At 29.1% G+C, this 23,279-nt stretch carries 22 protein-coding genes; 2 read left to right on the forward strand and 20 right to left on the reverse strand.

Features of this window, described 5'->3' with window-relative positions; genetic code table 11:
• Positions 1-7 precede the first annotated feature (7 nt).
• Positions 8-757, reverse strand: coding sequence for a CDP-alcohol phosphatidyltransferase family protein (locus ABD715_RS09615; protein WP_344787981.1), 750 nt, complete (start codon positions 755-757; stop codon positions 8-10).
• 147 nt (positions 758-904) lie between these two features.
• Between ABD715_RS09615 and ABD715_RS09620 the strand changes: the two genes are divergently transcribed.
• Complete coding sequence (locus ABD715_RS09620; RefSeq protein WP_486357905.1) at positions 905-2,002, forward strand: putative type IX sorting system protein PorV2; 1,098 nt, start codon at positions 905-907, stop codon at positions 2,000-2,002.
• Positions 2,003-2,017: 15 nt separating this feature from the next.
• On the forward strand, positions 2,018-3,205 hold the full coding sequence (locus ABD715_RS09625; protein ID WP_344787983.1) for a lipoprotein N-acyltransferase Lnb domain-containing protein: 1,188 nt from the start codon (positions 2,018-2,020) through the stop codon (positions 3,203-3,205).
• A gap of 4 nt (positions 3,206-3,209) precedes the next feature.
• Here ABD715_RS09625 and ABD715_RS09630 read toward each other — a convergent pair whose 3' ends face one another.
• The 19 genes from ABD715_RS09630 to ABD715_RS09720 form a co-directional block, all read right to left on the reverse strand.
• The gene (locus ABD715_RS09630) at positions 3,210-4,607 is read right to left on the reverse strand and encodes a sugar transferase (RefSeq protein ID WP_344787984.1); all 1,398 of its coding nucleotides are present in this window, start codon (positions 4,605-4,607) and stop codon (positions 3,210-3,212) included.
• 57 nt (positions 4,608-4,664) lie between these two features.
• Positions 4,665-5,675: a glycosyltransferase family 4 protein gene (locus tag ABD715_RS09635; RefSeq protein ID WP_344787985.1), complete on the reverse strand. Its 1,011-nt coding sequence runs from the start codon at positions 5,673-5,675 to the stop codon at positions 4,665-4,667.
• Positions 5,629-6,984 (reverse strand): O-antigen ligase family protein, encoded by a 1,356-nt coding sequence (locus ABD715_RS09640; protein ID WP_344787986.1) that lies wholly within the window; start codon positions 6,982-6,984, stop codon positions 5,629-5,631. The genes ABD715_RS09635 and ABD715_RS09640 overlap by 47 nt, the downstream gene beginning before the upstream one ends.
• Before the next feature lie 8 nt (positions 6,985-6,992).
• A complete protein-coding gene (locus ABD715_RS09645; protein WP_344787987.1) occupies positions 6,993-8,060 on the reverse strand; it encodes a glycosyltransferase in 1,068 nt (355 codons plus the stop codon).
• Entirely contained in the window at positions 8,057-9,178 is a 1,122-nt protein-coding gene (locus ABD715_RS09650) for a glycosyltransferase family 4 protein (RefSeq protein ID WP_344787988.1), read from the reverse strand. Before ABD715_RS09650 ends, ABD715_RS09645 begins: the two co-directional genes overlap by 4 nt.
• A 128-nt stretch (positions 9,179-9,306) precedes the next feature.
• Positions 9,307-10,302, reverse strand: coding sequence for a glycosyltransferase family 2 protein (locus tag ABD715_RS09655; RefSeq protein WP_344787989.1), 996 nt, complete (start codon positions 10,300-10,302; stop codon positions 9,307-9,309).
• Between the two features lies 1 nt (position 10,303).
• Positions 10,304-11,836 (reverse strand): glycosyltransferase family 2 protein, encoded by a 1,533-nt coding sequence (locus tag ABD715_RS09660; RefSeq protein ID WP_344787991.1) that lies wholly within the window; start codon positions 11,834-11,836, stop codon positions 10,304-10,306.
• A complete protein-coding gene (locus tag ABD715_RS09665; protein WP_344787992.1) occupies positions 11,817-12,977 on the reverse strand; it encodes a glycosyltransferase family 4 protein in 1,161 nt (386 codons plus the stop codon). Before ABD715_RS09665 ends, ABD715_RS09660 begins: the two co-directional genes overlap by 20 nt.
• Entirely contained in the window at positions 12,974-14,275 is a 1,302-nt protein-coding gene (locus tag ABD715_RS09670) for a hypothetical protein (protein ID WP_344787993.1), read from the reverse strand. Before ABD715_RS09670 ends, ABD715_RS09665 begins: the two co-directional genes overlap by 4 nt.
• A gap of 2 nt (positions 14,276-14,277) precedes the next feature.
• Positions 14,278-15,003 carry a glycosyltransferase family 2 protein gene (locus ABD715_RS09675; RefSeq protein WP_344787994.1) on the reverse strand — a complete coding sequence of 242 codons (726 nt, stop codon included), beginning with the start codon at positions 15,001-15,003 and terminating at the stop codon, positions 14,278-14,280.
• Between the two features lie 22 nt (positions 15,004-15,025).
• Positions 15,026-15,589 (reverse strand): serine O-acetyltransferase, encoded by a 564-nt coding sequence (locus ABD715_RS09680; protein WP_344787996.1) that lies wholly within the window; start codon positions 15,587-15,589, stop codon positions 15,026-15,028.
• Positions 15,590-15,593: 4 nt separating this feature from the next.
• Positions 15,594-16,997 (reverse strand): UDP-glycosyltransferase, encoded by a 1,404-nt coding sequence (locus ABD715_RS09685; protein WP_344787997.1) that lies wholly within the window; start codon positions 16,995-16,997, stop codon positions 15,594-15,596.
• Between the two features lie 6 nt (positions 16,998-17,003).
• Positions 17,004-17,837: a GNAT family N-acetyltransferase gene (locus ABD715_RS09690; RefSeq protein ID WP_344787999.1), complete on the reverse strand. Its 834-nt coding sequence runs from the start codon at positions 17,835-17,837 to the stop codon at positions 17,004-17,006.
• On the reverse strand, positions 17,834-18,748 hold the full coding sequence (locus ABD715_RS09695) for a polysaccharide deacetylase family protein (protein ID WP_344788001.1): 915 nt from the start codon (positions 18,746-18,748) through the stop codon (positions 17,834-17,836). The genes ABD715_RS09690 and ABD715_RS09695 overlap by 4 nt, the downstream gene beginning before the upstream one ends.
• 3 nt (positions 18,749-18,751) lie before the next feature.
• Positions 18,752-19,870, reverse strand: a complete 1,119-nt coding sequence (gene neuC, locus ABD715_RS09700; protein ID WP_344788002.1) for a UDP-N-acetylglucosamine 2-epimerase — start codon at positions 19,868-19,870, stop codon at positions 18,752-18,754.
• A gap of 4 nt (positions 19,871-19,874) precedes the next feature.
• The gene (locus tag ABD715_RS09705; protein ID WP_344788004.1) at positions 19,875-20,462 is read right to left on the reverse strand and encodes an LbetaH domain-containing protein; all 588 of its coding nucleotides are present in this window, start codon (positions 20,460-20,462) and stop codon (positions 19,875-19,877) included.
• Complete coding sequence (locus ABD715_RS09710) at positions 20,456-21,505, reverse strand: N-acetylneuraminate synthase family protein (RefSeq protein ID WP_344788005.1); 1,050 nt, start codon at positions 21,503-21,505, stop codon at positions 20,456-20,458. The genes ABD715_RS09705 and ABD715_RS09710 overlap by 7 nt, the downstream gene beginning before the upstream one ends.
• Before the next feature lie 11 nt (positions 21,506-21,516).
• The gene (locus tag ABD715_RS09715) at positions 21,517-22,569 is read right to left on the reverse strand and encodes an acyltransferase family protein (protein WP_344788006.1); all 1,053 of its coding nucleotides are present in this window, start codon (positions 22,567-22,569) and stop codon (positions 21,517-21,519) included.
• Positions 22,570-22,579: 10 nt separating this feature from the next.
• On the reverse strand, positions 22,580-23,254 hold the full coding sequence (locus ABD715_RS09720) for an acylneuraminate cytidylyltransferase family protein (protein ID WP_344788007.1): 675 nt from the start codon (positions 23,252-23,254) through the stop codon (positions 22,580-22,582).
• Between the last annotated feature and the right edge of the window lie 25 nt (positions 23,255-23,279).

A 23,279-nucleotide genomic window follows, 5' to 3' on the forward strand; every position in this document is an offset into this window, starting at 1 on the left:
GCTTTTTTTATTTAGATGTTAAATTGTCTAATATAGACATGATTATATAAAGTAAAATAATAACAGGAATTGATGCGAATTGCAATACTACTAAAAGTACAACACATAACAGAATAAAAATGTAACGAACCACATTATCTTTAAAACCATAGTTTTTAAATTTTAAAGCAAATAATTTAACATCTGAGTTTAAAATGTAGCAACTAACTAAAGTTAAAACAATTAAAAACCATTTATTTAAAATAATGGCATTAATAAAATCGTTGTTTTGAAACTCCATTATTAACGGAAGCGACATAATTAACAACGTATTTGCAGGCGTTGGCAACCCTTTAAAAAACGATTGCTGCTCTGTATCTATATTAAATTTAGCTAATCTATAAGCAGAAGCTAAAGTTATTGCAAACCCTAAAAAAGGTAAAAAACCTGCATCTGTAATTTGAGAAAAAACCGAGTTTACCAAACTATCTGTGGCGCTATTACTCCAACTAGAATTGGTTAATTCTAATAACTTAAACATTACAATTCCAGGAACAAGTCCGCTAGTAACCATATCTGCTAAAGAGTCTAACTGCAAGCCCAACTCGCCTTGAACGTTAAATTTACGAGCAAAGAAACCATCAAAAAAATCAAAGAATATACCTAAAAAAACAAATATAGCAGCAAAAACAAAATTAGTATGCACTGCAAAAACAACCGCTACACAACCGCAAAATAGATTTGTTAGCGTTAAAGCGTTAGGAATATATTTTTTCATAAATTAATTTTCTGCTTGTAAAAATAGCAAACAATTTTCGTCTAAAACAATATCTGTAATAAATTCAAGTTTATAGTTAAAATATTATAACGTTAAATAACTTAAACAGGAAGTTTCAATCTTTAATTCTATGATTAAATTGGTATTATGTGCATCTTTGTAAAAAAATTGCGATTGAAAGCTTACTTTACTTCTTTTTTATGCATCATCTCGTTTACCCTTTTTGGACAATCCGTTAGAAAATATTCAAACGAATTTATGAACATTGGAGTAGACGCAGCAGCTCTAGGAATGAGCAGTGCTGTTACAGCGCATACAAGCGATGTAAACTCTGGATATTGGAATCCTGCAGGATTACTTGCTTTAGAAGACAATCAGCTATCATTAATGCACTCTAGTTATTTTGCTAACATAGCTAGTTATGACTATGCAGCTTTTGCCATGCCCTTGGATAACAGAAGTGCTGTTGGCATTTCTTTAATTAGATTTGCTGTTGATGATATTTTAAACACCACTCAGCTTATTGATGCGCAAGGCAATATTAATTACGATAGAATTAGTTTGTTTTCTACTGCAGATTATGGTTTAACATTTTCGTACGCACGAAGCTTACCCGTTCAAGGCCTTAACTATGGTGTTAATGCTAAAGTAATTAGAAGAATAATAGGAGACTTTGCAACTTCTTGGGGTTTTGGACTAGACCTTGGTATACAGTTTGAGACCGAAAACAACTGGAAATTTGGGGTTATGGCTCGCGATATTACTACCACATATAACGCTTGGGCTATAGACGAAGAACAATTTGAAACCATTAAAGATGCGGTTGAAGGACAAAACCAAGAACTACCAGAAACTACAGAAATTACTATTCCTAAACTACAAATTGGTGTATCTAAACTAGTAGATTTTAATTATGATTACACACTTTTAACCTCTGTTAATTTAAACGTGCGCTTTGAAGAAAACAACGATATTATTTCGTCTTCTTTTGCGAGTGTAAACCCTGCACTAGGTTTTGAGTTTGGATACGTAGACATGGTATATTTAAGAGCAGGAATGGGCAACTTTCAAAACGAATTACAAATAGATAATACAGAACAATTAAGTTTTCAGCCTAGTTTTGGTTTAGGCTTTAAGTATAATGGTATTCAAATAGATTATGCCTTTACAGATATTGGAGATCAAAGTGTGGCTTTATATTCCAACGTTTTTTCATTAAAACTCGATTTTAGTATTTTTAGATAACCTTAATTTTTTGTTATGCTTAAAAAATATTTTTTTATAATTTTTATTACTTTTTTATCGATTGCATCGGCACAACAAAACAAATTATCTAGCAAAGCAGAAATTAGCGTACTAACTATTGGCCCAGGAACCTCTTTAAATGATGCCTTTGGACATAATGCCTTTAGAATAAAAGACCCTAGTACTAATTTTGATAAAACATTTGACTATGGTCGATTCGATTTTAATGCACCTAATTTTTATTTAAACTTTGCACGAGGTAAGCTAGATTATGCTTTAGGCACTAGCAATTTTTATGATTTTTTAAGGTTTTACACGCATCAAAACAGGTCTATTAAAGAGCAGGTTTTAAATTTGTCTCTTGATGAAAAACAAAAGCTTTTTAACTTCTTACTTAATAATTACAAACCAGAAAACAGAAACTATTTATACGAATTCTTTTTTGATAATTGCGCTACAAAAATTAGAGATGTCTCTCAAATAGCACTTAACAATAACATTAATTTTAAGCCCCCTGAAGGCTTTAAAAATAAAAAATTTAGAGCACTTATACATGGCAATCTTAATCGTAACTCTTGGGGGTCTTTTGGAATTGACCTAGCATTAGGTTCTGTTATAGACAGAAAAGCTACTGCAAAAGAACATATGTTTTTGCCTAAATACATATTTAACTTCTTTGAAAACGCTACAATTAACAATTCTGGAGACCAACTTGTAAAACAAACACATGTTTTAAATAAGGAAAAGAAAAATATTAAGTCTCATAATTTTTTGACTAGTCCATTAATGGTTTTAGGCATTATAGGATTAATTATAATATACATTACCTATTCCGATTTAAAAAAGAATAAGCAAACGGTTTGGTTAGATACTACGCTATTTATTATTACCGGACTTATTGGTATCGTTATTTTATTACTATGGTTTGCTACAGACCACTCTGGAACCCATAATAACTATAATTTACTTTGGGCTTTTGCACCTAATATTTTAGTTATTGGCCAATTATTTAAGAAAACAACTAAACTATGGTTTATTAAGTATCTTAAATTTTTAGTTATTCTTTTATGCTTGCTAACCTTGCATTGGTTAATTGGAGTGCAAATATATGCTATAGGTTTAATACCGCTACTTATAGCCCTATTTTTACGCTATATATTCCTTATAATTTATTTTAGCAAAAGACAAAAACAAGAGGCTTAACAGTCTATTGCCCTCTAAAAAAAATCATAGTACTTATTGTTTTTATTATAATATTAACATCTAGAAAAAAACTACGATGCTTAATATAATAAAAATCATATTGAAGTTTAAGCAAGCTATCGTCTATAGAAGAACCATACCTAGTATTTACTTGAGCCCAACCCGTTAACCCTGGCTTAACTATATGTCTGGTTTCGTAAAATGGCAATACTTGAGACAATTCTCGAACAAAATGTGGTCGTTCTGGTCTGGGTCCAATTAAACTCATTTCTCCTTTTAAAATATTAATAAACTGAGGAAACTCGTCTAACCTTGTGTTTCTCATAAACTTACCAAATGGTGTTATTCTTTTATCATTTTTCTTTGCCCATACTGCGCCATTTTTTTCGGCATTATGCACCATCGTTCTGTATTTAATAATATTAAAAATATTACCGTTTTTACCAATACGCTCTTGCTTATAAATAAGACTCCCTCTATTACCTATTAAATTTCCTAAAAGAATAAAAGGCAAAATAGCAAAACCAACAAGAAGTCCGAATATAGAAAGCACAATATCGAAAAAACGATGAAAAAACAAATACATTTTATTATGATTGCTTCTACTAAAAGGAAAGTATTTGTAAAAGTCTTTACCAACAAACTGAACCGGAACACGATAAGTCATTTCTTCATATACCTGTGTGTACTCTTTTATAGAAAATCCACCCTCTAATAAAGTAATTAAATCTCGATAAATTTCTGAAGTTATGTTTTCTGATTTATAACTCGCTATTACAATTTCTGATATGTGTTTTTCTTTAATTACCTCGTATATCTCCTTTGGGCTGTACTCAACTACATTCTTAATATTAAGCCTTACCCTATTTTCTTTATTTACTTCACAATTAATAAAGCCCACTATTTTATAATTTGGATCAGCATAATTAAAAGCTTTTATTATTGCTTCAATATTAGAAATTTCTCCTATTACTAAAACCTTTTTAAAAAACCTTGGAGATACAATTAGCAATAGATATGCCCAACGCCAAATAAGTAAAGCGGTAAGAATAGAGACATAAAAATATAATATTTGCAGTCTATTATCTGGTAAAACTGGAGTAAAAAATGGTGTTAAAAAATAAAACAAGACAGTAATAGACACTGTTAAAACAATATTAGCAGACACCTTTTCTATTCTGCTAGAACTCTGTAAATCGTACAATTCGAAAATAGTTCCGAAAACAGATATATATACTACTAAAACAAATATCCATCTCCAATTTTCATCGTTAATTGTAAAATAATTAAAATCGAAACAAGAACTTACTATATATAAAACAGTAAGTACTGAAACAATATCAAAGACACGCAATAATATCCGTCTTTCAGAAATATTAAAATGAACACCTTTTTTTGACATATAAAACGAATAATTTGAGAGGGGATAAAGATACTAAGTAATTTTGATTGTGTGCTATTATTGCAGTATTGCTTTCCATTTTATTCTAATACATTCCCAATCAAACTTTTCTGATTTTTTTCTAGCATTTTCAACCATTTTTAAAGTTTTGTTTGGTTGAGATATTACACTTTTAATAGCATTTACAAAAACTTTGGCATTATTAGGTTCTACTAATACACCTTCTTTTTCGTTCTCTACTAAAAACTGAAGACCTCCAACATTAGTACTAACAATTGGCAAGCCTAAAGCCATAGCCTCAATAACACTTACTGGTGTGTTATCAAAATTTGTGGTGTTTATAAATAAGTTATAAGAATTAGACAATGCAATCCATTCATCTTTACTTAATTTACCTGTAAATGTTACATCAAGATTTAAAGATTTTGCATAGGCTTGGGTTGTAAGTAAACTACCATCGTTATCTGGACCAACCATACACAAGCTAGCAGTATAGCCTTGTTTTTGTAATTGGCCTAAAATGTCTACAGCTAATTTAGGATTATATAGTTTTGAAAACGAACGTACCCAAAGTAAGCGGATTGTATCCATTGCTCTCTTATTAAAAGGATAGTTTGAAATAGTAATACTGTTAGGAATAACTTTCACATTATCATATCCAAAAGCCTGAAAGGAAGATTTAAGATATTCTGAAGGCGAACAATTGATATAAGCTTTTCCAAACAACTTCTGGCTTAATTTAGGGTTTTGTTTTAAACGCTTAGGTAAATTTCCACCATGTAAAATTGGAATGTATTTTAAATTAAAAAACTGACATAACACACTAACAGCGTAAGCGTAATAAAAATTTAAAGTACTATAAGTATCTATAAGTACATAGTCTATTGTTTTGCGATGCTTAAAAACCGTCCACAACATATCTACAAATCTAAATACTATGTTTTTATAACTAGAAGCATAAGTCACATTATAACCAGAGGTCTCCAGACCTTTGCCTAAAGCATCAATAGTAGTTATAGTTTTATTGTGCTTTGTTAATTTGTTTCCTATGTAAACTAGGTGTGTCATCTATGATGTGTAATAAACTTAATGCATAAATAAAAGCTGGTGCAGCAATACGCATTGCTGAGTGATTAATAGTTAGTAGCCAAAATAAATAAAAGGAAAAAAATAAGACATTACTACGATTTCCTAATCTAAAAAATAAAGGCACTAACAACAAAATAGTAAAAGCAATTACACCAAGTAATCCATGCTCTGCAATAATACGACTCATTTCGTTATGAGATGCAGCATGAATACCAGTTTTCTGGAAACGTAAATCTTTTACGCGCCCTACTCCTACTCCTAAAAAAGGATTTTCTAAAAACTCATCAAACTCTGCTAAAAACAATTCACTACGCCCTGTAGTCACATCACTCTTCTCAATACCCATGGCGTTTTGGTTAGCATAACGTTTTTCAATCAATCCATTGGTTTGACTTGCAGAAATTATCCAAGTTGCAATTCCAATAACAGTGAAACCTAATAACGAAAATAATAGATTCCTTTTTTGTTTACTGTTTGTACGACTGTACAAAATAATTACAAAAGCAACAATCATTATAATAGCTGTTAGTACGCCTCCACGACTAAAAGTAACAATAGCTCTAAACGCAAAAAGAAGAATTAATAACAAATCTAAGTATCGCAACCATTTTGCTTTACTAAAATAAAAAAAACGAACCGTCATTATAAAAAAACCAAGACCTAACACTGTAGACATTTGGTTAGGCCCAAAACCACCTGAGGCAGCAAAATTAGAGCCTGTACTATTAGATATAGCTGCAACATTAGGATTGTATAATATAACATAAACCAAAGTACTTACTAAAGGGTAAACAGCGTAATCAAGCACAGTTCCCAATTGCGCTTTAGTTAATTTTACTTTATAACAAAATAAAGCTGCAATACCTAAACAAACAGGGCCACTAAGGTTAAACGCAATAGCTTTTCTTATATTTTGACCAACATCTAATAAATATAAGGAAACATAAATACTTGGAACTAAAAATAAAATGTATAACAAATAGGTTGTCGCCTTTCTATTAAACCCATTATAAAACAAGCCTAGAACAGAAAATAAGGTAACCAAATACTTGCTAGCCTCATAAAAAGGGCCACTATTAGTCATTCTTAAAATAACTTCAGCTCCAACTATATAAGCACAAGCACTTACTATTTGAAAACTTTTAAACTGAGGTTTAATCGATATAGTTTTTATAAGAAAATAACAAACTATTCCATAAAAATAGAAATGACCTAAGGGTCTAAATAAATATATTATTACTCCTATAACAACATGTAAACCTAAAAGCTTTAAGTAATTATTTTGCATTAAATTTATCACTGTTTATAAATTTCTAACAAACGGTTTAAGGTCGAAGATTCTGAATAATTTTCTAAAATAAAACGTCTCAATTGACTAGAATAATTTTGTCTAATATTAGTATTATTAATTAAATATTCAATTGAATTAACCATCTGTTCTGAATTATTAGATTCAATTAACAACCCGTTTTTAAAATTTGATATTATTTTTCGGCAATACCCAACATCTGTTGCAATAGTTGCTATTCCATTTAAACCATATTCTAATAATGCTATAGGTAAACCTTCTGATTTAGAAGACAAAACACCAATTTCAACTTGATTTAAAATATTAGCTATATCAGGACAACTTCCATAAAAAAATACATTTTTATTTAACTGTAGTGATTTTATTAAATACTTTAACCTTTCTGAATAGTTATCATTGTTATTCTGACCAACTAAATGTAAAGTCCAATCCGGATGATTTTTTAATATCTTTTTAAATGATTTTATTAAAAAAGGATGATTTTTTACAGGTCTTAGATTAGCTAAACAAATAATACGTTTGTTATCAACCCCTTTTAAAACAGTTTGTTTTATACTATAGTCTAATAACGGGTAATTATTTATATAATGAATGTGCTTTGTAAGCATTTTTTTCTTGGACCATTTTTTTAAGTCATTATTAACAACTAAAATTTTCGAAAAAAATATTGAACAAATTTGAAATATTAATATTTCTTTCCTTGGTGTATTAATTCGGTTACCGTAATGGTCATGCCAAACCAATTGCAGTTTTGGATGTAACAATTTAACAAAGGTTGCTATAAAAAAAGAAGAGCTATGAGCATGAATTAAGTTTATATTATTCTGTTTGATAAAACGAGTTAATCTTTTAATAGCTTTAAAATCTAAAGTCTTTGTCTTGTTTAAAAACAAGTAACCAACCTGATTATTGATACTAGATTTTAGCAAACCCTCTGCTCTCGTGCTACATAAATAACTTCGTTCCACCTGACCTACTAAACCATTGGCATAATTAACAGCAACACGCTCTGCGCCTCCAGCATTTAAACTATCAATTAATTGAAGGACTCTCATTTATTTTGTATTAATGTTTTAATTTCATCTTCAAATAAATCTAAAGTATAATACTGTGACCAAGCTAAAGCGTCTCTAGACATTTGTTCTAATGTTTTAGTATGAGATAAAGCAGCTTCAATTTTAGCAACTGCTTCATTTACGTTAGGCGTTATTAAAATACCTCTATTACCATTATCTAACATATTAGGGACACAAGATATTGCTGTAGCAATGGGTATGACTCCAAAAAACATAGCTTCTGCTATAGCTTTGGGCCAACCTTCGGACTGAGAAGCTAATAGCGTAAAATGAGCAGCTTTTAATTGTTGTTTGACAATAGTACTGCTTTGATTTCCGTGTAAAACTATAATATTTTGCAATTGGTTTGTATCAATATAAGCTTGTAATTCTTGTTTTAATACGCCATCGCCATATAAATCTAGTGTCACAGAATAGCCTTTATGCTTTAGTGCTTCTATAATTTGAATAGCTAGTAAAGGACGCTTACCACTAACTAAACTTCCTACAAATACAAACCGTAATGTTTTTGAGTAATTTTTTGTTTCAATTTTACATCGCTCATTATCTTTATATGTTGCAGTAAAAAACGGTTTAATATTTTTGGTTTGATTGTCCCACGCACCATACACTAAAACAGTCATATTTTTAGTCCAAAAGGTATTGGATAAAATACGTTTTTGAATACGATAACTTAAGGGTTGATTAGCCTTGGGGTCCCAATTACCTGCGTATTTAGCGGTTTTTATTTTCTTCGGAAAAAATATTTGTAACATACAGCCTAATAACCCAATATTACCTGGACATCTTAAATGTATGTGATCTGCACGCTTACAAGCTTGCCAAAGATTAAAAATAATGTATGGTAATGCCAATATAGACTTAATAACACTACTTACATTAATAAAAGCAATTGCAGGTATTTTAGTTAATGTAAGTTTGTTATGAGTATAAGCTATGTCTATATTAGAAACAGATGCATCTATTACTGGAGCAACAATTTCAACCTCATCTACATGTTTTAACCACAAATTCATCTCACGCACATAAGGAGCATAAGCATACTGCTGTTGAGCGCTTAATTTATGTAAGACATGAGTAACTATTAAAAAACGCATTATTTAATTTTTAATTTTAAAAATCGTGGATCCATTTCAAACTTAATATTAAATACTCTATTTAAACCAGATGAATAATAAGATGAATAAAAGTTAGAAATATTTAAGATATATATTGTTTCCATAAATTACGTTTGAATTCTAGGTTTCTTAAAAATTAACGAAATCAAACCTGCAAATCGTCCAAAGGCTTCAGTTATAGCTTTACGTTTTTCTTTAGAAGTAATACTATTAGTCGCGCGAATAGTCATTAACAATATAGATGTCGCATAAAACTTAAAACAAGCTTTAAAACTAGGGTTTGGATATTTTACACGCCAAACATACCAACCATTTCTAATGACCATTTTTCCATATTTAAATTGATTTGGTCTTCCAGATGCTTCATGATAATGTGCTAATTGTGCTGCTGTATTTATAAATAATTTTCCTTGTTTAGCTAATCGTATAGAGAAATCTGCATCTTCATACAACCCGTAACCTTCAAAATACGTTGAAAAAGATAAGGTATTAAAAACTTTCTTTTTATAAGATGATACACCTCCCATTATTTGTTCTACTTGATAAACTTTTCCAGATGGAGGCAAAAAACTTACAGATCTTCCATGAGAAAAGGTAGGCATCCAACCTGGTTTTGCATCTGGTAATAAACCAAATCGTTTTCGCATTTTAAATCTTAAAGGATCTAATCGTTGCCATCCATCAAAATAAAAATAAGAAGTATTATTTCTTGTAGATTGTGTTTCCCAACATATTTCATTTGTTATGTACCCTCCAACCGCCAAAGCTTCAGGGTGAATTTTATAGGTACTAATTAATACTTCAAAATAGTTTTTTTTGAGCTCAACATCATCATCTAAAAAACATATAATTTCTGATGTTTTATTTACTGTATTAACTCCAAAATTACGCTGTTTAGTTAAACCTCGATTTAGTTCATCAACTTTATAATACTCTAAATTTTCGAATACATTATTTTCTATAACTCTTGTTGTTTCATTACCTATAGAGCCATCAACAATAATAATTTGATTTGGATATAAGGTTTGACTTTTTACCGACTCCAACAATTGTAAAAGTGGTTTTGGTCGCATATAGGTACAAATTATTAAAGAAAACTTCATATTAAATAGCCTTATTTTCCAACTTATTAGCCCAAGTTTGACTTTTTGCCCAACGTTCTTTAAACATATTATAATACTTAAAAGGTTGCTTTATAGACTGTCTTTTATAAAGTTTTAAAAATAAAGTTAGCTTATAACTATTTACTTGCTCCTTTGTTTTATATTTTAAATTATATAGCATAATTGTTGGAGATGGCTTAGGTAGCACTTTTTCTATTTCCCAAGCATGGGTGTGTTTTGTTCTAAAACCTCCAATTGGAGCTTTTAAGTGTTTTAACTTTACAAAAGGTAAATAAATAACATCAACGCCTTTATTTCTAAGCTGCATACCATAATCTGCATCTTCACCAAAACCATGCTCGAAAGCCATATTAAATTTAAGGTCTTTTATTACATTACTTTTAACAATACTACAACCGGAACCAAAAGATTTCCACTGTACTGGTACTTTTTGAGTTTCTATTTCACTCTCTTTTAAACAGCTTAAAGTTATTGCATCGTGACCTTGAACTTCCATAAAACTTAATGCTTCACTTAACATGTTTTTATTAAACCTTATATCGTCATCAGCAAAAAATGTATATTTAGAAGTTACAAAATTCAAACCAATATTTCTTGCATTACATGCTCCTGTTTTTGTAATTAATTTATGGACTATTTTAAAAGGCCAATTATCTATCTTCAAATAATCTAATTCTGTTTTAAAAAAAGTTTTATCACCTTGCTCAATAATTATAACCTCGGTTGGCTTTAATGTTTGTAAAGCTAAATCTTTTAAAACATTATATAAATATGGTGCCCTTCCTAATGTTGGAATTATAACAGATATTGTTTTTTCTATTTCTATAGTATCTATTTTATTATCTGAGGCTATAAGATTTTTATAATATTTCCTCTTATATTTAAGACTTTTTAATAAAGGGATAATTAGTATTTTCTTTTCATGTATTATAAAGTTAAGGAATAGTAAAAAAAGCCATCTTACTTTGTAATGTTCTTTTACAAACTGAAATAGTTTTGCTTTAGATGCGATTTTAAAAGTAGCATCTAGATTATTTTTCTCGATAATTTTTGATGAAGCATAACAGTATAAACCATTGCTTATTCCTAATTTTGCTATACTATTTAAATTGTACACTAAATCTTGATTTACATCAATATACGGTTTAAATGTTAGCAAATGCTTACCATAAATTGCGCCACAGTTACTATGCATTAACCAAGTAGGGTATTTTACTTTTTTATTAACATTTATAAAAAGAGAGTCTTCGACATATCCAATCGAATCGGATAAGTAACTTATACTTCCGGTAGAAACCATAGTATTAGTATTTAAGAAAAATGACTTTAATTTTTCAAGATTGATACTACCCTTATAACTAAAATGCGCCCAACAAATAATACGACTACTAAAAGTGGAAGATAAATTAAATAGTGCTTTTGTTGGGTTATTTTCAGAATTATTTATTTTCAAACCTAATTCTACATCTATAACATCAACAACTTTATTATTTTTATGAAACAGTATAAGCATCTATTATTTTTTTATAAAAATCTACACTTTTTTGCGCTATAATTTCTGCACTAAAACTTTGTTCTACTTTTTGCCTAGCTTCTCGAGAAAAGGTTTCGCACAACGTTGAATCTTCTAATAGTTTTATAATTTTATTAGCGTAATCTTTATGTGCAGTTGGATGTACTAAAAACCCATTTTCACCATCATTAATAACTTCTTTTGCCCAACCAACATTTGATGCTACAATGGGCTTTTTTAAAGCCATAGCTTCTAACCATGATACAGGTAAGGCTTCTGCAAATGTAGGAAATACGCATAAACTAGCATTTTGAATCTGCTCTCGCATTTTGGTGTAGGCTACAGCTCCAATATAATTTACTTTTTGCAAAGCAGATACAGTAAACAAAGGCTGCATTAATGCCCAAGTGGATCCCGATTGCGTTTTAATATCAGGACTATCTTTTCCTACCAATAATAAAGTGGCGTCTGGATGTATTTGATTAACTATATTAAAAATATGTGGTAATTCTAGTAATCCCTTTTTTCTAATTAATGTACCAAAATACAATATGGTTTTTGAACTCTTTTTTAAAGACAATACAGAAGGCTTAAAATCTTTTAAACTTATTGCATTGGGAATTACTGTAAATTGTCTATTTAAATTAAAAAGTTTATTAGTTAATGCTCCGGTAAATTGACTAACAGCAATAATTCCATCCACTTGCTTCAAGGCTTGTTTTTCATGAAAACGATTAATAGCTTTTACTGGTCTTTGGTCTAAATAACAAAAATAAGTATCACTACCATTCTCTCTTATTACTATTGGGCAGTTTATATTTATAAATGAAGCTATTCCTGTCCAGTCTGGAGCCTCAACAAGATCTATTTTACCTATAGTATGTAAACCGTTTATTAGCTTTTGTATTTTCTTTCGTGTTAAGTACCACGATACCCCTTTTAATTTTGGGTTTTTTATTTTATAAAACTGAATGTCATCCTCTTTAAATTGAACATCTTCATTTTGACCATATATTAATAAACTAACTTCATGACCTAATTTATTTAAGGCTATTGCAAGATGTTTAATACTTGTACCAATACCTCCAGAATGACCAATGCGCTCATGTGGGTATTCTGGTGTTAAGAATGCTATTTTCATCTGCTTATACTTTTATATTTAGAACCTATTAAAATAAACAATTTATTAATTAAATTCATATTAAAAACTATTGATAAAAAAAGCAACACTAAACTATAAATAGCATTAAATCTCAAGCCTGTATATATATAAACAGACATAAAAACTTGACCTAATAATATGGCTAATATAGCTATGGAAACCTTATATCTATTAGAAACTATAAGTTCTTCCTTTTTAAACAAAAGAAAATATAGCGTCTGAATAAAAACGAAGCAATAAAGAAACCTAAATGGCACTGCTATTTTTTCTAAAAAAACATCTTTACTTTTTTCCATGAATGGATTAAAATTTGATTTTATCTTTACTAAAATTATTTTTAAAATTTCTGAATAACTACTTGCTTTTAAAAAGGTAAATGTTGCTTTTTTATATAATTTGCTTTTATCTAAAACGCTAAGATTTTTTGTATCCTCGTCTTTTAAACTTAAATAGTCTAGGTTTAAACCTTCATTTGCTAAATCGCCATCACAATTATTAAATTTAGAAATTACATTTTTATTCCATCCTTTCGAAAATGTTGCACCTTGAGATGCAGTTATAAAAAAACCTTTATTAAAAGTTAAATGATTTCTTATTGGCCATATAGAAAAAACAGAAATAAATATTAAAGCATGACATAGTACACGCCAAAAAGATTTTTTAAGGTTTAACAGACCATAAAACAGTAATAGGAAACCAACGAAAAAAGCACTAACTGGATGACAATAAAAAACAATTAAAGCGCATACAATTATTGATATACTATATTTTCTAGAATTTGAAAACAATAAAAAACATATTACTAGTATTAATATAAAAATAGATGTTATACTCTCGGAAAGGAATGTTAATGAGTATTTAATATATTGTGGCTCTATAAGTAATAATAAAAAAGGAAAAATAAATTTATACTTAATACCACCATATTTATAATATAAAGAAAGAGCTAAAGCAATGAGAGTTAATTCCATTATAAACTTTAATAAAATTAAAGAAAATATTTGGTTTGTAATAGCAAACAAAGCAGCTAAGATTATGGGCCAAATTGGCGATCTCCATACAGCAGATTCTGTTGGGGTGTTTGAACCATTGTCTGCATAGACAAAATTTTCACTTAAATTTTTAGCCAACAATAAATAATGTGTCTCATCTCCACTATTATAAACACTCTTTTCGGTATACTTATTACTATCAAGTGATAAGTATAAATAATAAAACTTAGGAGTTAGTAATATTAAAACACTTATTATTAGAATAGTGAAACTTTTAATAGGCATTATTATTTTACAAGTTTATATTTAATAATACAATAAATAGCTCTAACTCCATCTTTCCATCCTATTTTTTTTCCTTCGTCATAAGTTCTTCCATAGTAGCTTATACCAACTTCGTAGGCACGAATATTTTTAATTCGCGACATTTTAGCAGTTACTTCTGGTTCAAAACCAAATCGTTTTTCCTTTAATTTTAATGATTTAATATGCTCAGATCTAAACATTTTATAACAGGTTTCCATGTCTGTAAAGTTCATATTAGTCATCATATTACTTAAAAAAGTTAAAAATTTATTTCCTAAACTATGCCAAAAAAATAAAATTCGATGCGGGTTACCTCCAATAAACCTACTACCATAAACAACATCTGCAAAACCATCTACTATAGGCTTTAACAACCTGTTATACTCATTTGGATTATACTCTAAATCAGCATCTTGAATTATTATTATTTCTCCTGTCGCTTCTTTTATGCCTCTATGTAAAGCTGCACCTTTTCCATAATTTTTTTCTTGTTGAAAAAGTTTAATATTCATATCCTTATTTACCTCAAGATACTCTTGAATAACCTGCACAGTATTGTCGCTACTACAATCGTTAACAATAATAATTTCTTTACAAATATCATTTAACAATACTACATCCTTAACCTTATCTAAAATTAAATGTATTGTATTTGCTTCATTGTAAGCAGGTATAATAATGGAAAGTGTCTTTATCTTAGAATTCATTTATTAATTTTATTTAAAAGGTTTAAACATAACCTTGAGAACCTTTAAAGGATATAATTTGCGATGGTGATGGAGCTATTACAGACTTCGTTTTTACATTAAAATTCACTAAGCTATTCGCTCCTATTAAAACATCATCTTCAACTAAAACACCACCAACAATTACTGCATTTGGACCAATGAATACATGGTTTCCTATTTTGGGAACGCCTTTATTTTTACCTCTATTTAAAACACCTATTGTAATACCTTGAGAAATATTGCAGTACTCACCAATTACACTCTCGCCATGTATTACTACACCTCCAAAATGCCCTAAATAAAGCCCTTTTCCAATAGATGTTCTATACGATATATCAAAACCGTATTTGTGTTTGATTCTTCTTAAATACAAAAAGAAAAAATAAAACAAAATCCTGTTTTTTTTTCTATAATACTGACAATTTCTAAATACAATGGAAAACTTAACTCCTGGAGCAGTATAAATTAACAGATATTTTAGGCAACTAAAAAAGGAAACTTTAGAGTTTAACCCATAACGTTTTAGGTCTTCTTCTAGAATATGTTTAAAATTTAATACTCCCATACTTTTACTTGCGTTTTTTAGATATTATTTTAGATATCTCGTATAAAATTCTATTAGAAGATTCCTTTTGTGGAAATTTACATATTATATCATACCATAATTTTGCTTTCTTTGCTGTATCAGATTTTATTTTAATAATACTTAGTATTTTCTCTTCAATCTCTTCTGCTTGATCAAAATATACTACTGCTCCTTCTGGCATGGAACGAAAATGAATATATTTATAACATGTATGAATACTCCAATTAGTATTTAATTGTTCTTTTTGATTGTAATTAAAATAACCACAAGCTTTGTTAAATGCGGCATAATCGAAAACCATAGAAGACCCCAAATTTACAACAAACAAAGAGTGCGCTATAGTATTAGATAACAAAATATTATCTTCTTTACTAGGTAACATCGTATTCCATGTATTATTTACATTTTGCCATTTGGGAGCCACTTCTATAATTAACCCTTTATATTTAGATATAACATTATCATACCTATTAGAAAAGTCTACTGGACATTTTCTAAAAAGGATACCAAGATTATATCCTTTTGTATTTAAAGATGCTATTGCCTTCGCAAAATCATCTAAATATTTAGGATCGTCTGGAGAAGTGGTAACATCGTCTCCAGAAAAACAAACGTATTCTTTTTTAAGGTCTAGATTATAATCCTTATAAAACACCTCTTTTGTTTTTATTGTTTCGCTATCGTAATGCGACTCAAATTGTGGTGTTCCTGTTATTTTTATCTGGTTGGCATTAATTTGAGCGTAATAATAAAGCATTTCATTTTTCATAAAATCACTCCAAACAAAATAATAGTCTGTATCTACAACTAGCGTTGCTTTAGGTAAATTATCCCAAGAAAAAATAAATGTAGCAGTAGGAATACCCATACTTCTAGCAGCAAGTAAAGGCGCAATAGCATCTACAATTCTTTGGTTAGTACAAAAAAGAAAATCTGGTTGTTCTTTTTTTAAAACATTAACACAATTGTTGTAATAAGCAGTTGAACTTTCTATTTTATTAATTATCTTTTTAAGCCTCTCTAATCCTTTTGGAGAAGAGAAAAGAGTTGTACTAATTTTAGTTATTATACTTTTAACAACTGCCTTTAAAGATTTATTACTAGCTGGAAACTTATATGCATTATAAATAGAGTCTCCAGTATTTTTAATATTTAAATTTAATTCTATCGTTTTTCTAGCGTTCTTTAATATACCTGTAAGCCAATGTGGTTTAATATTACTTAGCCTAATTTCCTTATAACCCATTTCTGAAATAGAAAAAGGTGTACTATTCCAATAAGTAATATCTAGGTTTTGAGCTTTAGCTAAATCGTGAAATTTGGTGAATGCAAAATTACGAAGTGCAATACCGGACGGGATAAGAATAAATACTTTTTTATTTATCATAATAATCTATAAACTACCTATTCTTCCATGATCTGAAAAATTTCTGTGAACAATAAATTCGTTATCCAAAGGTTTTTCTGAAAGAAATGTAATATCGCAAAAATAGTTTTCTTCGACTGGATTTAAACGCCAAGGCACAACATTTTTATAATCTATAGTCCATTCATTTTTTTCAAGTTTTTTTATTTCTAAGTCATTCCAAGAGGTAATATAATCTATCCAGCTATATCCCAACATCCATACTTGTTCTTCAAAAGCATTAAGATCTACAATATTTACAGCTCTTAATCCTCCTACATGCTCTTGACTTACAGCTTTAGAGCCATCATTAAACAACAAACCTTTAATACCTGGTTGTTGAAAATAATGCGATTTTGCATTTAATAAATGTTTAACATTAACTGGAGTGCTTTTACAAACAGAATGAAATGACTTGTCTTCTAATTGCGGATTAATTTTTACATAGCGAACCAAATCATGATAACGAATCCATCTCATATTACGATACAATCCCAAACCGGCTTCGTTAGCTGCAGTAGCAGCTAATGGGTAATAATTTCTTGCCAATGCATATAACTTTGTTAAAACACCTTTTCCTCTGCACTCTTTATCTAAATACACATTAATTATCCAAGCTAAACCTCCTTGAAAATTAGCTCCTACATGCCCAACTATTTCTTTATTCTCATTTAAACAAATAAAAGAACGTCCAAATTTAGGGTCTCCAAATTGCCATTTCCAAAATTCTAATTTATGTAAAGGGTGGTTCTTCCTATATATTTTTGTAAAGAAAACAAATAGTTCGTCCCAATCATTTATGGTTGCTTCTCTGGTTATCATGATTTATAATTTTTTCCTCCAATAATATCGTTACAATCGAATCTATTTAAGAGTAGTTTATTTTTAGTGTTATTATTTACACCTCGTTTAGTTGTAAAACCAAATTTATATCCAGCTAACGCAGCTAATTTAGACACCTCAGCTGTGCAAGCCTCTTCTGTTCCATATGGATAAGCTACCGTTTCTATTTTAGTTTTGGTTAAATTTTCTAAATATTTTTTAGAATGTTCTAACTCGTTAGCTATTTGTTTTGAAGGCAATAAACCAAGAGGATAATGGCTATGTGTATGACTCCCTAAATACCCTAAACCAGCTAATTCTTGCAAATTATTTGTCGTCATATACAAATAATTTAACATCTCATTTTCATTAAAATAATTAGAAAATAACTCGTTTACAACCTCTTCTCGCTCCTTATAGTCTAAAATAAAATTTAATATGTATTTTAAAACAGCACTTTTTTCATCATCGTAAATATAAATCGCTTTTATTTTAGCAATATCTAAAAATTTCAATTTACTTATATATTTCGATTCAATTCTTTTTAATATAATTTCAGATTCAATTTTAGACCTTAACAAATGAATTTTGTGCACGGTAGATATCTTTTGTTCTTGATAGTTAATGGAATTCACAAAAAACAAAGCTGGAATACTTAGTTCGTTTAATATTGAAAAACCAAAATGTACTTGCTCTTTTAAACCATCATCAAAAGTTATTAATATGTAATTTTCTTTACTAGTTAAAATTCTATGCTCGTTTTCAATTAAATTTTTAGAAGAAATAAAATCGCCTTGATTTTTAAGCAACTTTAACTGCTTTTTAAAACTTGAAGGCGACACGCCAAAAATACTAGGGTACTTTGTTTTAAAATCTTCTCGAATGTAATGATAGTTACTAACTGTTAGCATAATTTAAATATCCATAAATTGTTTTTGATGGTTGGTTTCCCAGAAACCTTCCGTTAACAGCGTTTTTAAAAAAGCTTCTGCGCTATTTCCTTTTCCAAAAATTTCTTTTTTCTCAATTTCAAACTCTTTTATATTATTGATAGCCTCTAAAATATCTACAGTATTATAACTTGAATTAATAATTGAACCTAATAAAACTCTATTTGCTTGTCTTGTTCCAACATTAATTGTAGGAATTCCATAGTAAGGTGCTTCGCGAACACCTGCACTACTATTTCCTATAATAAATTGAGATTTTTTTAATAAAGTTAAAAAGTACTCGAACCTAATAGAAGGAAAAATTCTAAAACTTTGATGCTTTTTTAAGGCTTTATAAACTTCAAGTATAGTTTTACTTCCTAAATCGTTATTAGGAAAAATAACAACATAGTTCTTTTTACTTTCTACTAATGCTTTAACAAATTGTTTTGCATAACATTCCATTTGTTCATGTTCTGTAGTAACGGGATGAAACATTGCTACTGCATAATCATTAAAAGTAATATTATAATAGGTTTTAACTGTATCAAAACTTGGTAAGTTTTTAGAGAACATAATATCTACATCTGGAGAACCTATTGTGTAAATAGATCCTGGCATTTCCCCCATTTGTTCTAAACGCTCTTTGGCTTTATTATTTGCCACAAAATGGATATGACTCATTTTGCTTGTAGAATGACGTATAAGCTCATCTATGGTACCTGATAGTTCTCCCCCTTCAATATGTGCCACTAACTTATTGTTTAAACTCCCTACAATGGCTCCTGCTAATGCTTCAACTCGATCTCCATGAATAACAATTAAATCTGGATTTACAGTTTTTATAAATTCTGAAAAACCAGTAATTGTTTTAGCCAATGTTAAATCCATTGTAGCTTCGTGAGTATGATTATTAAATGTTGAAATATTTTTAAAACCACAACGTTTAACCTCTATTAATGTATAACCATATTCTTCAAGCATGTGCATACCTGTAACAAATATGTGTACCTCAAATTGGTTTTTACCCTCTAAAATTTGTATTAAAGATTTTACTTTTCCAAAATCTGCTCGTGTGCCTGTTAAAAAAACAATTTTTTTCATCTATCTACTTTAAAGGCGCTATTCTATTTGTTTCATCTTTTAAAACAATAGTGTTACTGCTAATATTAGTGCTTACAAGTACATGAGCACCTATAGTTACGCTATTTTCTATTTTTAAATTACCTAGTATTGAAGCATTGCAATATAATGTAACATTATTGCCTATTATAACTCCATTACCTTCGCCATTTTTTTTATGTCCAATAGTACAACCTTGATGTATAATAAAACCTTTTCCAATGGTATTTCTACTACCTATTACTGTGCCTTGGCCATGTATTACATAAAAACCTTCGCCAATAGTATTATTAAAATAGATTTCGCAAGAACACAACTCTTTTAACAACCAGTGTATTTGAGGTGTTAAATCTTTTTTATTATTTAATAAAAGTAAATTTCCTAACCTAAACAAAAAAACTGCGAACTCGTTAGCATTACTTTGTATTCTTTGTTCTATTTCTTTTTTTGATAAATCTGGTAAATGATAATTTATATCTTTAACCTTTTTCTCAAAAGCCTCTAGTACTAATTCTTGCGAAATCTCTTTAGAATTATAAACTTTAGTTTGTAAAAAGGAAACAAAATCTACCATTCTTTAATATCTGCCCAAGTTAATTGTTCGTCGCTTGCTATTGATCTTGTTGCTATTTTTCCAAGGACATTTTCAAACTCCTCTGCTAAAATATCTCCAGTGCCTGGTCTTTTAACCCAAATGTTGTTTTTAGTAAATATTTCTCCTTCTTTAATTGGTTTTATACTACATAGCGTTGCGAAAGCAAAATCTATGGTTACTTGTTCTTCTTTAGCAGGTTCTTTAGTACCGCCTCGCATAAGAGCAATTTCTGCACTATCTTTAATTAAAGCTTTGCAAGCCTGCTCGTCCATACTACATACAATATCTGGACCTGTACGCTTCATATGGTCTGTAAAATGACGCTCTAAAACAGAGGCCCCTAATGCCACAGCTCCTAAACAAGCATTATTATTTAAAGTGTGATCACTAAGTCCAAAAATTTTATTTGGAAAAGCATTATGTAACTCCATCATCGCTCCAAAACGCACTAAATGCACTGGTGTAGGATACAAATTAGTGGTATGTAATAATACAACTGGCACTTTATACTTATCAAAAATTGCGACTGCTTTTTTAACGCTTTTAACAGTATTCATTCCAGTACTTAAAATAACTGGTTTTCCAAATTGTGCAATATGCTCTAGTAATGGGTAATTATTACACTCACCAGATCCAATTTTATAAGCAGGAATATCAAATTTTTTTAAACGCTCTGCTGCTGCTCGAGAAAAAGGTGTCGAAATAAAAATCATACCTTTAGATTCTACATAATTTTTAAGTGCTAGTTCATCGTCTTCATTTAGAGAACAGCGTTCCATAATGTCGTAAATAGAAACGTTGGCATTTCCTGGAATTACTTTTTTAGCAGCACTACTCATTTCATCTGCAACAATATGTGTTTGGTGCTTTACAACCTCTGCGCCTGCACGATGTGCAGCATCTACCATGTCTTTAGCAACTTGTAAAGATCCCTCGTGGTTTATACCTATTTCTGCAATAACTAATGGCGGAAAATCTTGACCAATTTTACGACCTTCAATTTCTATGTATGGTTTATTCATATTAATTTATCTTATTTATTGCATATTTTTTTTATTTTCTTTCTTGCTGGTTTTTCAATGTATATATAACTTATAACAGATATAGCTATAAGTATAAACAGCCTTAAAAAGAAGCAAAATAAGAAATCTTCAGCTTTATTTAAACCAAAATACTTTTCTAATCTATAATCGCTTATATATTGCCATACTATAAATTGAAGAATATAAAGTCCATAACTAATTTCTCCTAAAAAAATAAAAACTTTATAATTAAATAACTTAGTTAAATATCCCGTGTTTAGTGATAATAAAACAATTATAGGTATAAAAAAAACAGCTAATAAACCGTTATGAAAATTTAAACCAATAGGAAATTTTAAAGCTAATAAAACAAGTAATACTAATCCAATAATATAGAAATCGTAATTTTTTGTTCTTTCACTTCTTTTCACAAAATATAATCCTGCTAAATTACCTATTACAAAACCATTTAAATGAAAAAGCGGGTGATACATAATATCTTTACTGCTGTACAACAAGTAGGTAAATTCTTTTTGAGCTATAAAAAAATGAAAAACACATTGGCTAATTAACCAAAATAGTATAATTATTATTGATAATTTTTTAAAATTGAATTTAGAATAAAACTTATTGAATAATAGCGGAAAAATTAAGTAGAAAAAAAGCTCTACAGATAATGACCATGCTGCAATATTAAACACGAGAGCTTTATCTGGTATCCAGGCCTGTATCATGGTTAAATTTAGAAAAAAATTTAAATAATCTATTTGGTTAGAAATTACCAATAGCAACAAAAGTAATAATGTTGCAATTAAATATACAGGATAGATTCTAGCAAATCTATTTACCATATACTCTTTAAAATTAATTTTTGATTTTTTATGATATGCAATAATCATAACAAAACCAGATAGAATAAAAAAATAGCTTACTCCAACATTTGCTTGTTTAAACAAAAACTGCGTGTATTCACTTGCAAACCCAAATCTTCCACTGGCAAAATGAAAAACAACAATTAAAAGAGCTGCTATAAACCTTGTAAAGGTTAATTGTTCTATTCTCATCTACCTCTAATTAACTCTTTATTTTATTAAAACTTGAATAAATATAATTTGCATAATCTAAATCGTTCTGTGTGTCTATATCCACTAAAGAAAAAACATGTTCTACTTTAATAGGAAACCCATTATTAGTTATTATCTCATTATTTAATATACTTGTTGCTTTAGTTATGTATATTAAACCATTTTCGAAAAATAATGGTTCTAAATCTTGACTACGCTGTCCCGGTTTATAATTAAAAGGCTTAAAAACATTATTCTTTATTTTACCTAGCTTATGGTGACTTTGAGATACTGTAAACACGCTATCGTAAACTTTTTCTTTATAAACTTTAAAACAGTCTTCCAGTAATGTTTTTGGTCTTAATGGATTTGTAGGTTGCAATAGAATTACTGTTTCTATATCATCTTCTATAGATTGCAAAACATGTTTAACCGCAGAAACTGTTGGTTCAAAATCTCCTGAAATATTTGAAGGTCTGTCTATAACATTTACACCATAGGACAGTGCTATTTTTTTTATTTCTACATCATCTGTTGTTACATAAATAGCATCCACCACATGTAAATTGGCTTTAGCATACAAAATACTATGCACTATTAAGGGTAAATTACCTAATGTTAAAACATTTTTATTTGGCAATCTTTTAGATCCTCCACGTGCTGGTATAACTATTATTGTTTTCAATTTTAGTACTATTTATATTATTATA

Source organism: Postechiella marina (assembly GCF_039538365.1).
GTDB lineage: Bacteria > Bacteroidota > Bacteroidia > Flavobacteriales > Flavobacteriaceae > Postechiella > Postechiella marina.

What these genes read in the sequence shown, in the direction of transcription:
- ABD715_RS09615 (WP_344787981.1), bottom strand. Translation starts at nt 757, where the DNA reads ATGAAAAAATATATTCCTAACGCTTTAACGCTAACAAATCTATTTTGC.
- ABD715_RS09620 (WP_486357905.1), top strand. Translation starts at nt 905, where the DNA reads ATGTGCATCTTTGTAAAAAAATTGCGATTGAAAGCTTACTTTACTTCT.
- ABD715_RS09625 (WP_344787983.1), top strand. Translation starts at nt 2,018, where the DNA reads ATGCTTAAAAAATATTTTTTTATAATTTTTATTACTTTTTTATCGATT.
- ABD715_RS09630 (WP_344787984.1), bottom strand. Translation starts at nt 4,607, where the DNA reads ATGTCAAAAAAAGGTGTTCATTTTAATATTTCTGAAAGACGGATATTA.
- ABD715_RS09635 (WP_344787985.1), bottom strand. Translation starts at nt 5,675, where the DNA reads ATGACACACCTAGTTTACATAGGAAACAAATTAACAAAGCACAATAAA.
- ABD715_RS09640 (WP_344787986.1), bottom strand. Translation starts at nt 6,984, where the DNA reads ATGCAAAATAATTACTTAAAGCTTTTAGGTTTACATGTTGTTATAGGA.
- ABD715_RS09645 (WP_344787987.1), bottom strand. Translation starts at nt 8,060, where the DNA reads ATGAGAGTCCTTCAATTAATTGATAGTTTAAATGCTGGAGGCGCAGAG.
- ABD715_RS09650 (WP_344787988.1), bottom strand. Translation starts at nt 9,178, where the DNA reads ATGCGTTTTTTAATAGTTACTCATGTCTTACATAAATTAAGCGCTCAA.
- ABD715_RS09655 (WP_344787989.1), bottom strand. Translation starts at nt 10,302, where the DNA reads ATGAAGTTTTCTTTAATAATTTGTACCTATATGCGACCAAAACCACTT.
- ABD715_RS09660 (WP_344787991.1), bottom strand. Translation starts at nt 11,836, where the DNA reads ATGCTTATACTGTTTCATAAAAATAATAAAGTTGTTGATGTTATAGAT.
- ABD715_RS09665 (WP_344787992.1), bottom strand. Translation starts at nt 12,977, where the DNA reads ATGAAAATAGCATTCTTAACACCAGAATACCCACATGAGCGCATTGGT.
- ABD715_RS09670 (WP_344787993.1), bottom strand. Translation starts at nt 14,275, where the DNA reads ATGCCTATTAAAAGTTTCACTATTCTAATAATAAGTGTTTTAATATTA.
- ABD715_RS09675 (WP_344787994.1), bottom strand. Translation starts at nt 15,003, where the DNA reads ATGAATTCTAAGATAAAGACACTTTCCATTATTATACCTGCTTACAAT.
- ABD715_RS09680 (WP_344787996.1), bottom strand. Translation starts at nt 15,589, where the DNA reads ATGGGAGTATTAAATTTTAAACATATTCTAGAAGAAGACCTAAAACGT.
- ABD715_RS09685 (WP_344787997.1), bottom strand. Translation starts at nt 16,997, where the DNA reads ATGATAAATAAAAAAGTATTTATTCTTATCCCGTCCGGTATTGCACTT.
- ABD715_RS09690 (WP_344787999.1), bottom strand. Translation starts at nt 17,837, where the DNA reads ATGATAACCAGAGAAGCAACCATAAATGATTGGGACGAACTATTTGTT.
- ABD715_RS09695 (WP_344788001.1), bottom strand. Translation starts at nt 18,748, where the DNA reads ATGCTAACAGTTAGTAACTATCATTACATTCGAGAAGATTTTAAAACA.
- neuC (WP_344788002.1), bottom strand. Translation starts at nt 19,870, where the DNA reads ATGAAAAAAATTGTTTTTTTAACAGGCACACGAGCAGATTTTGGAAAA.
- ABD715_RS09705 (WP_344788004.1), bottom strand. Translation starts at nt 20,462, where the DNA reads ATGGTAGATTTTGTTTCCTTTTTACAAACTAAAGTTTATAATTCTAAA.
- ABD715_RS09710 (WP_344788005.1), bottom strand. Translation starts at nt 21,505, where the DNA reads ATGAATAAACCATACATAGAAATTGAAGGTCGTAAAATTGGTCAAGAT.
- ABD715_RS09715 (WP_344788006.1), bottom strand. Translation starts at nt 22,569, where the DNA reads ATGAGAATAGAACAATTAACCTTTACAAGGTTTATAGCAGCTCTTTTA.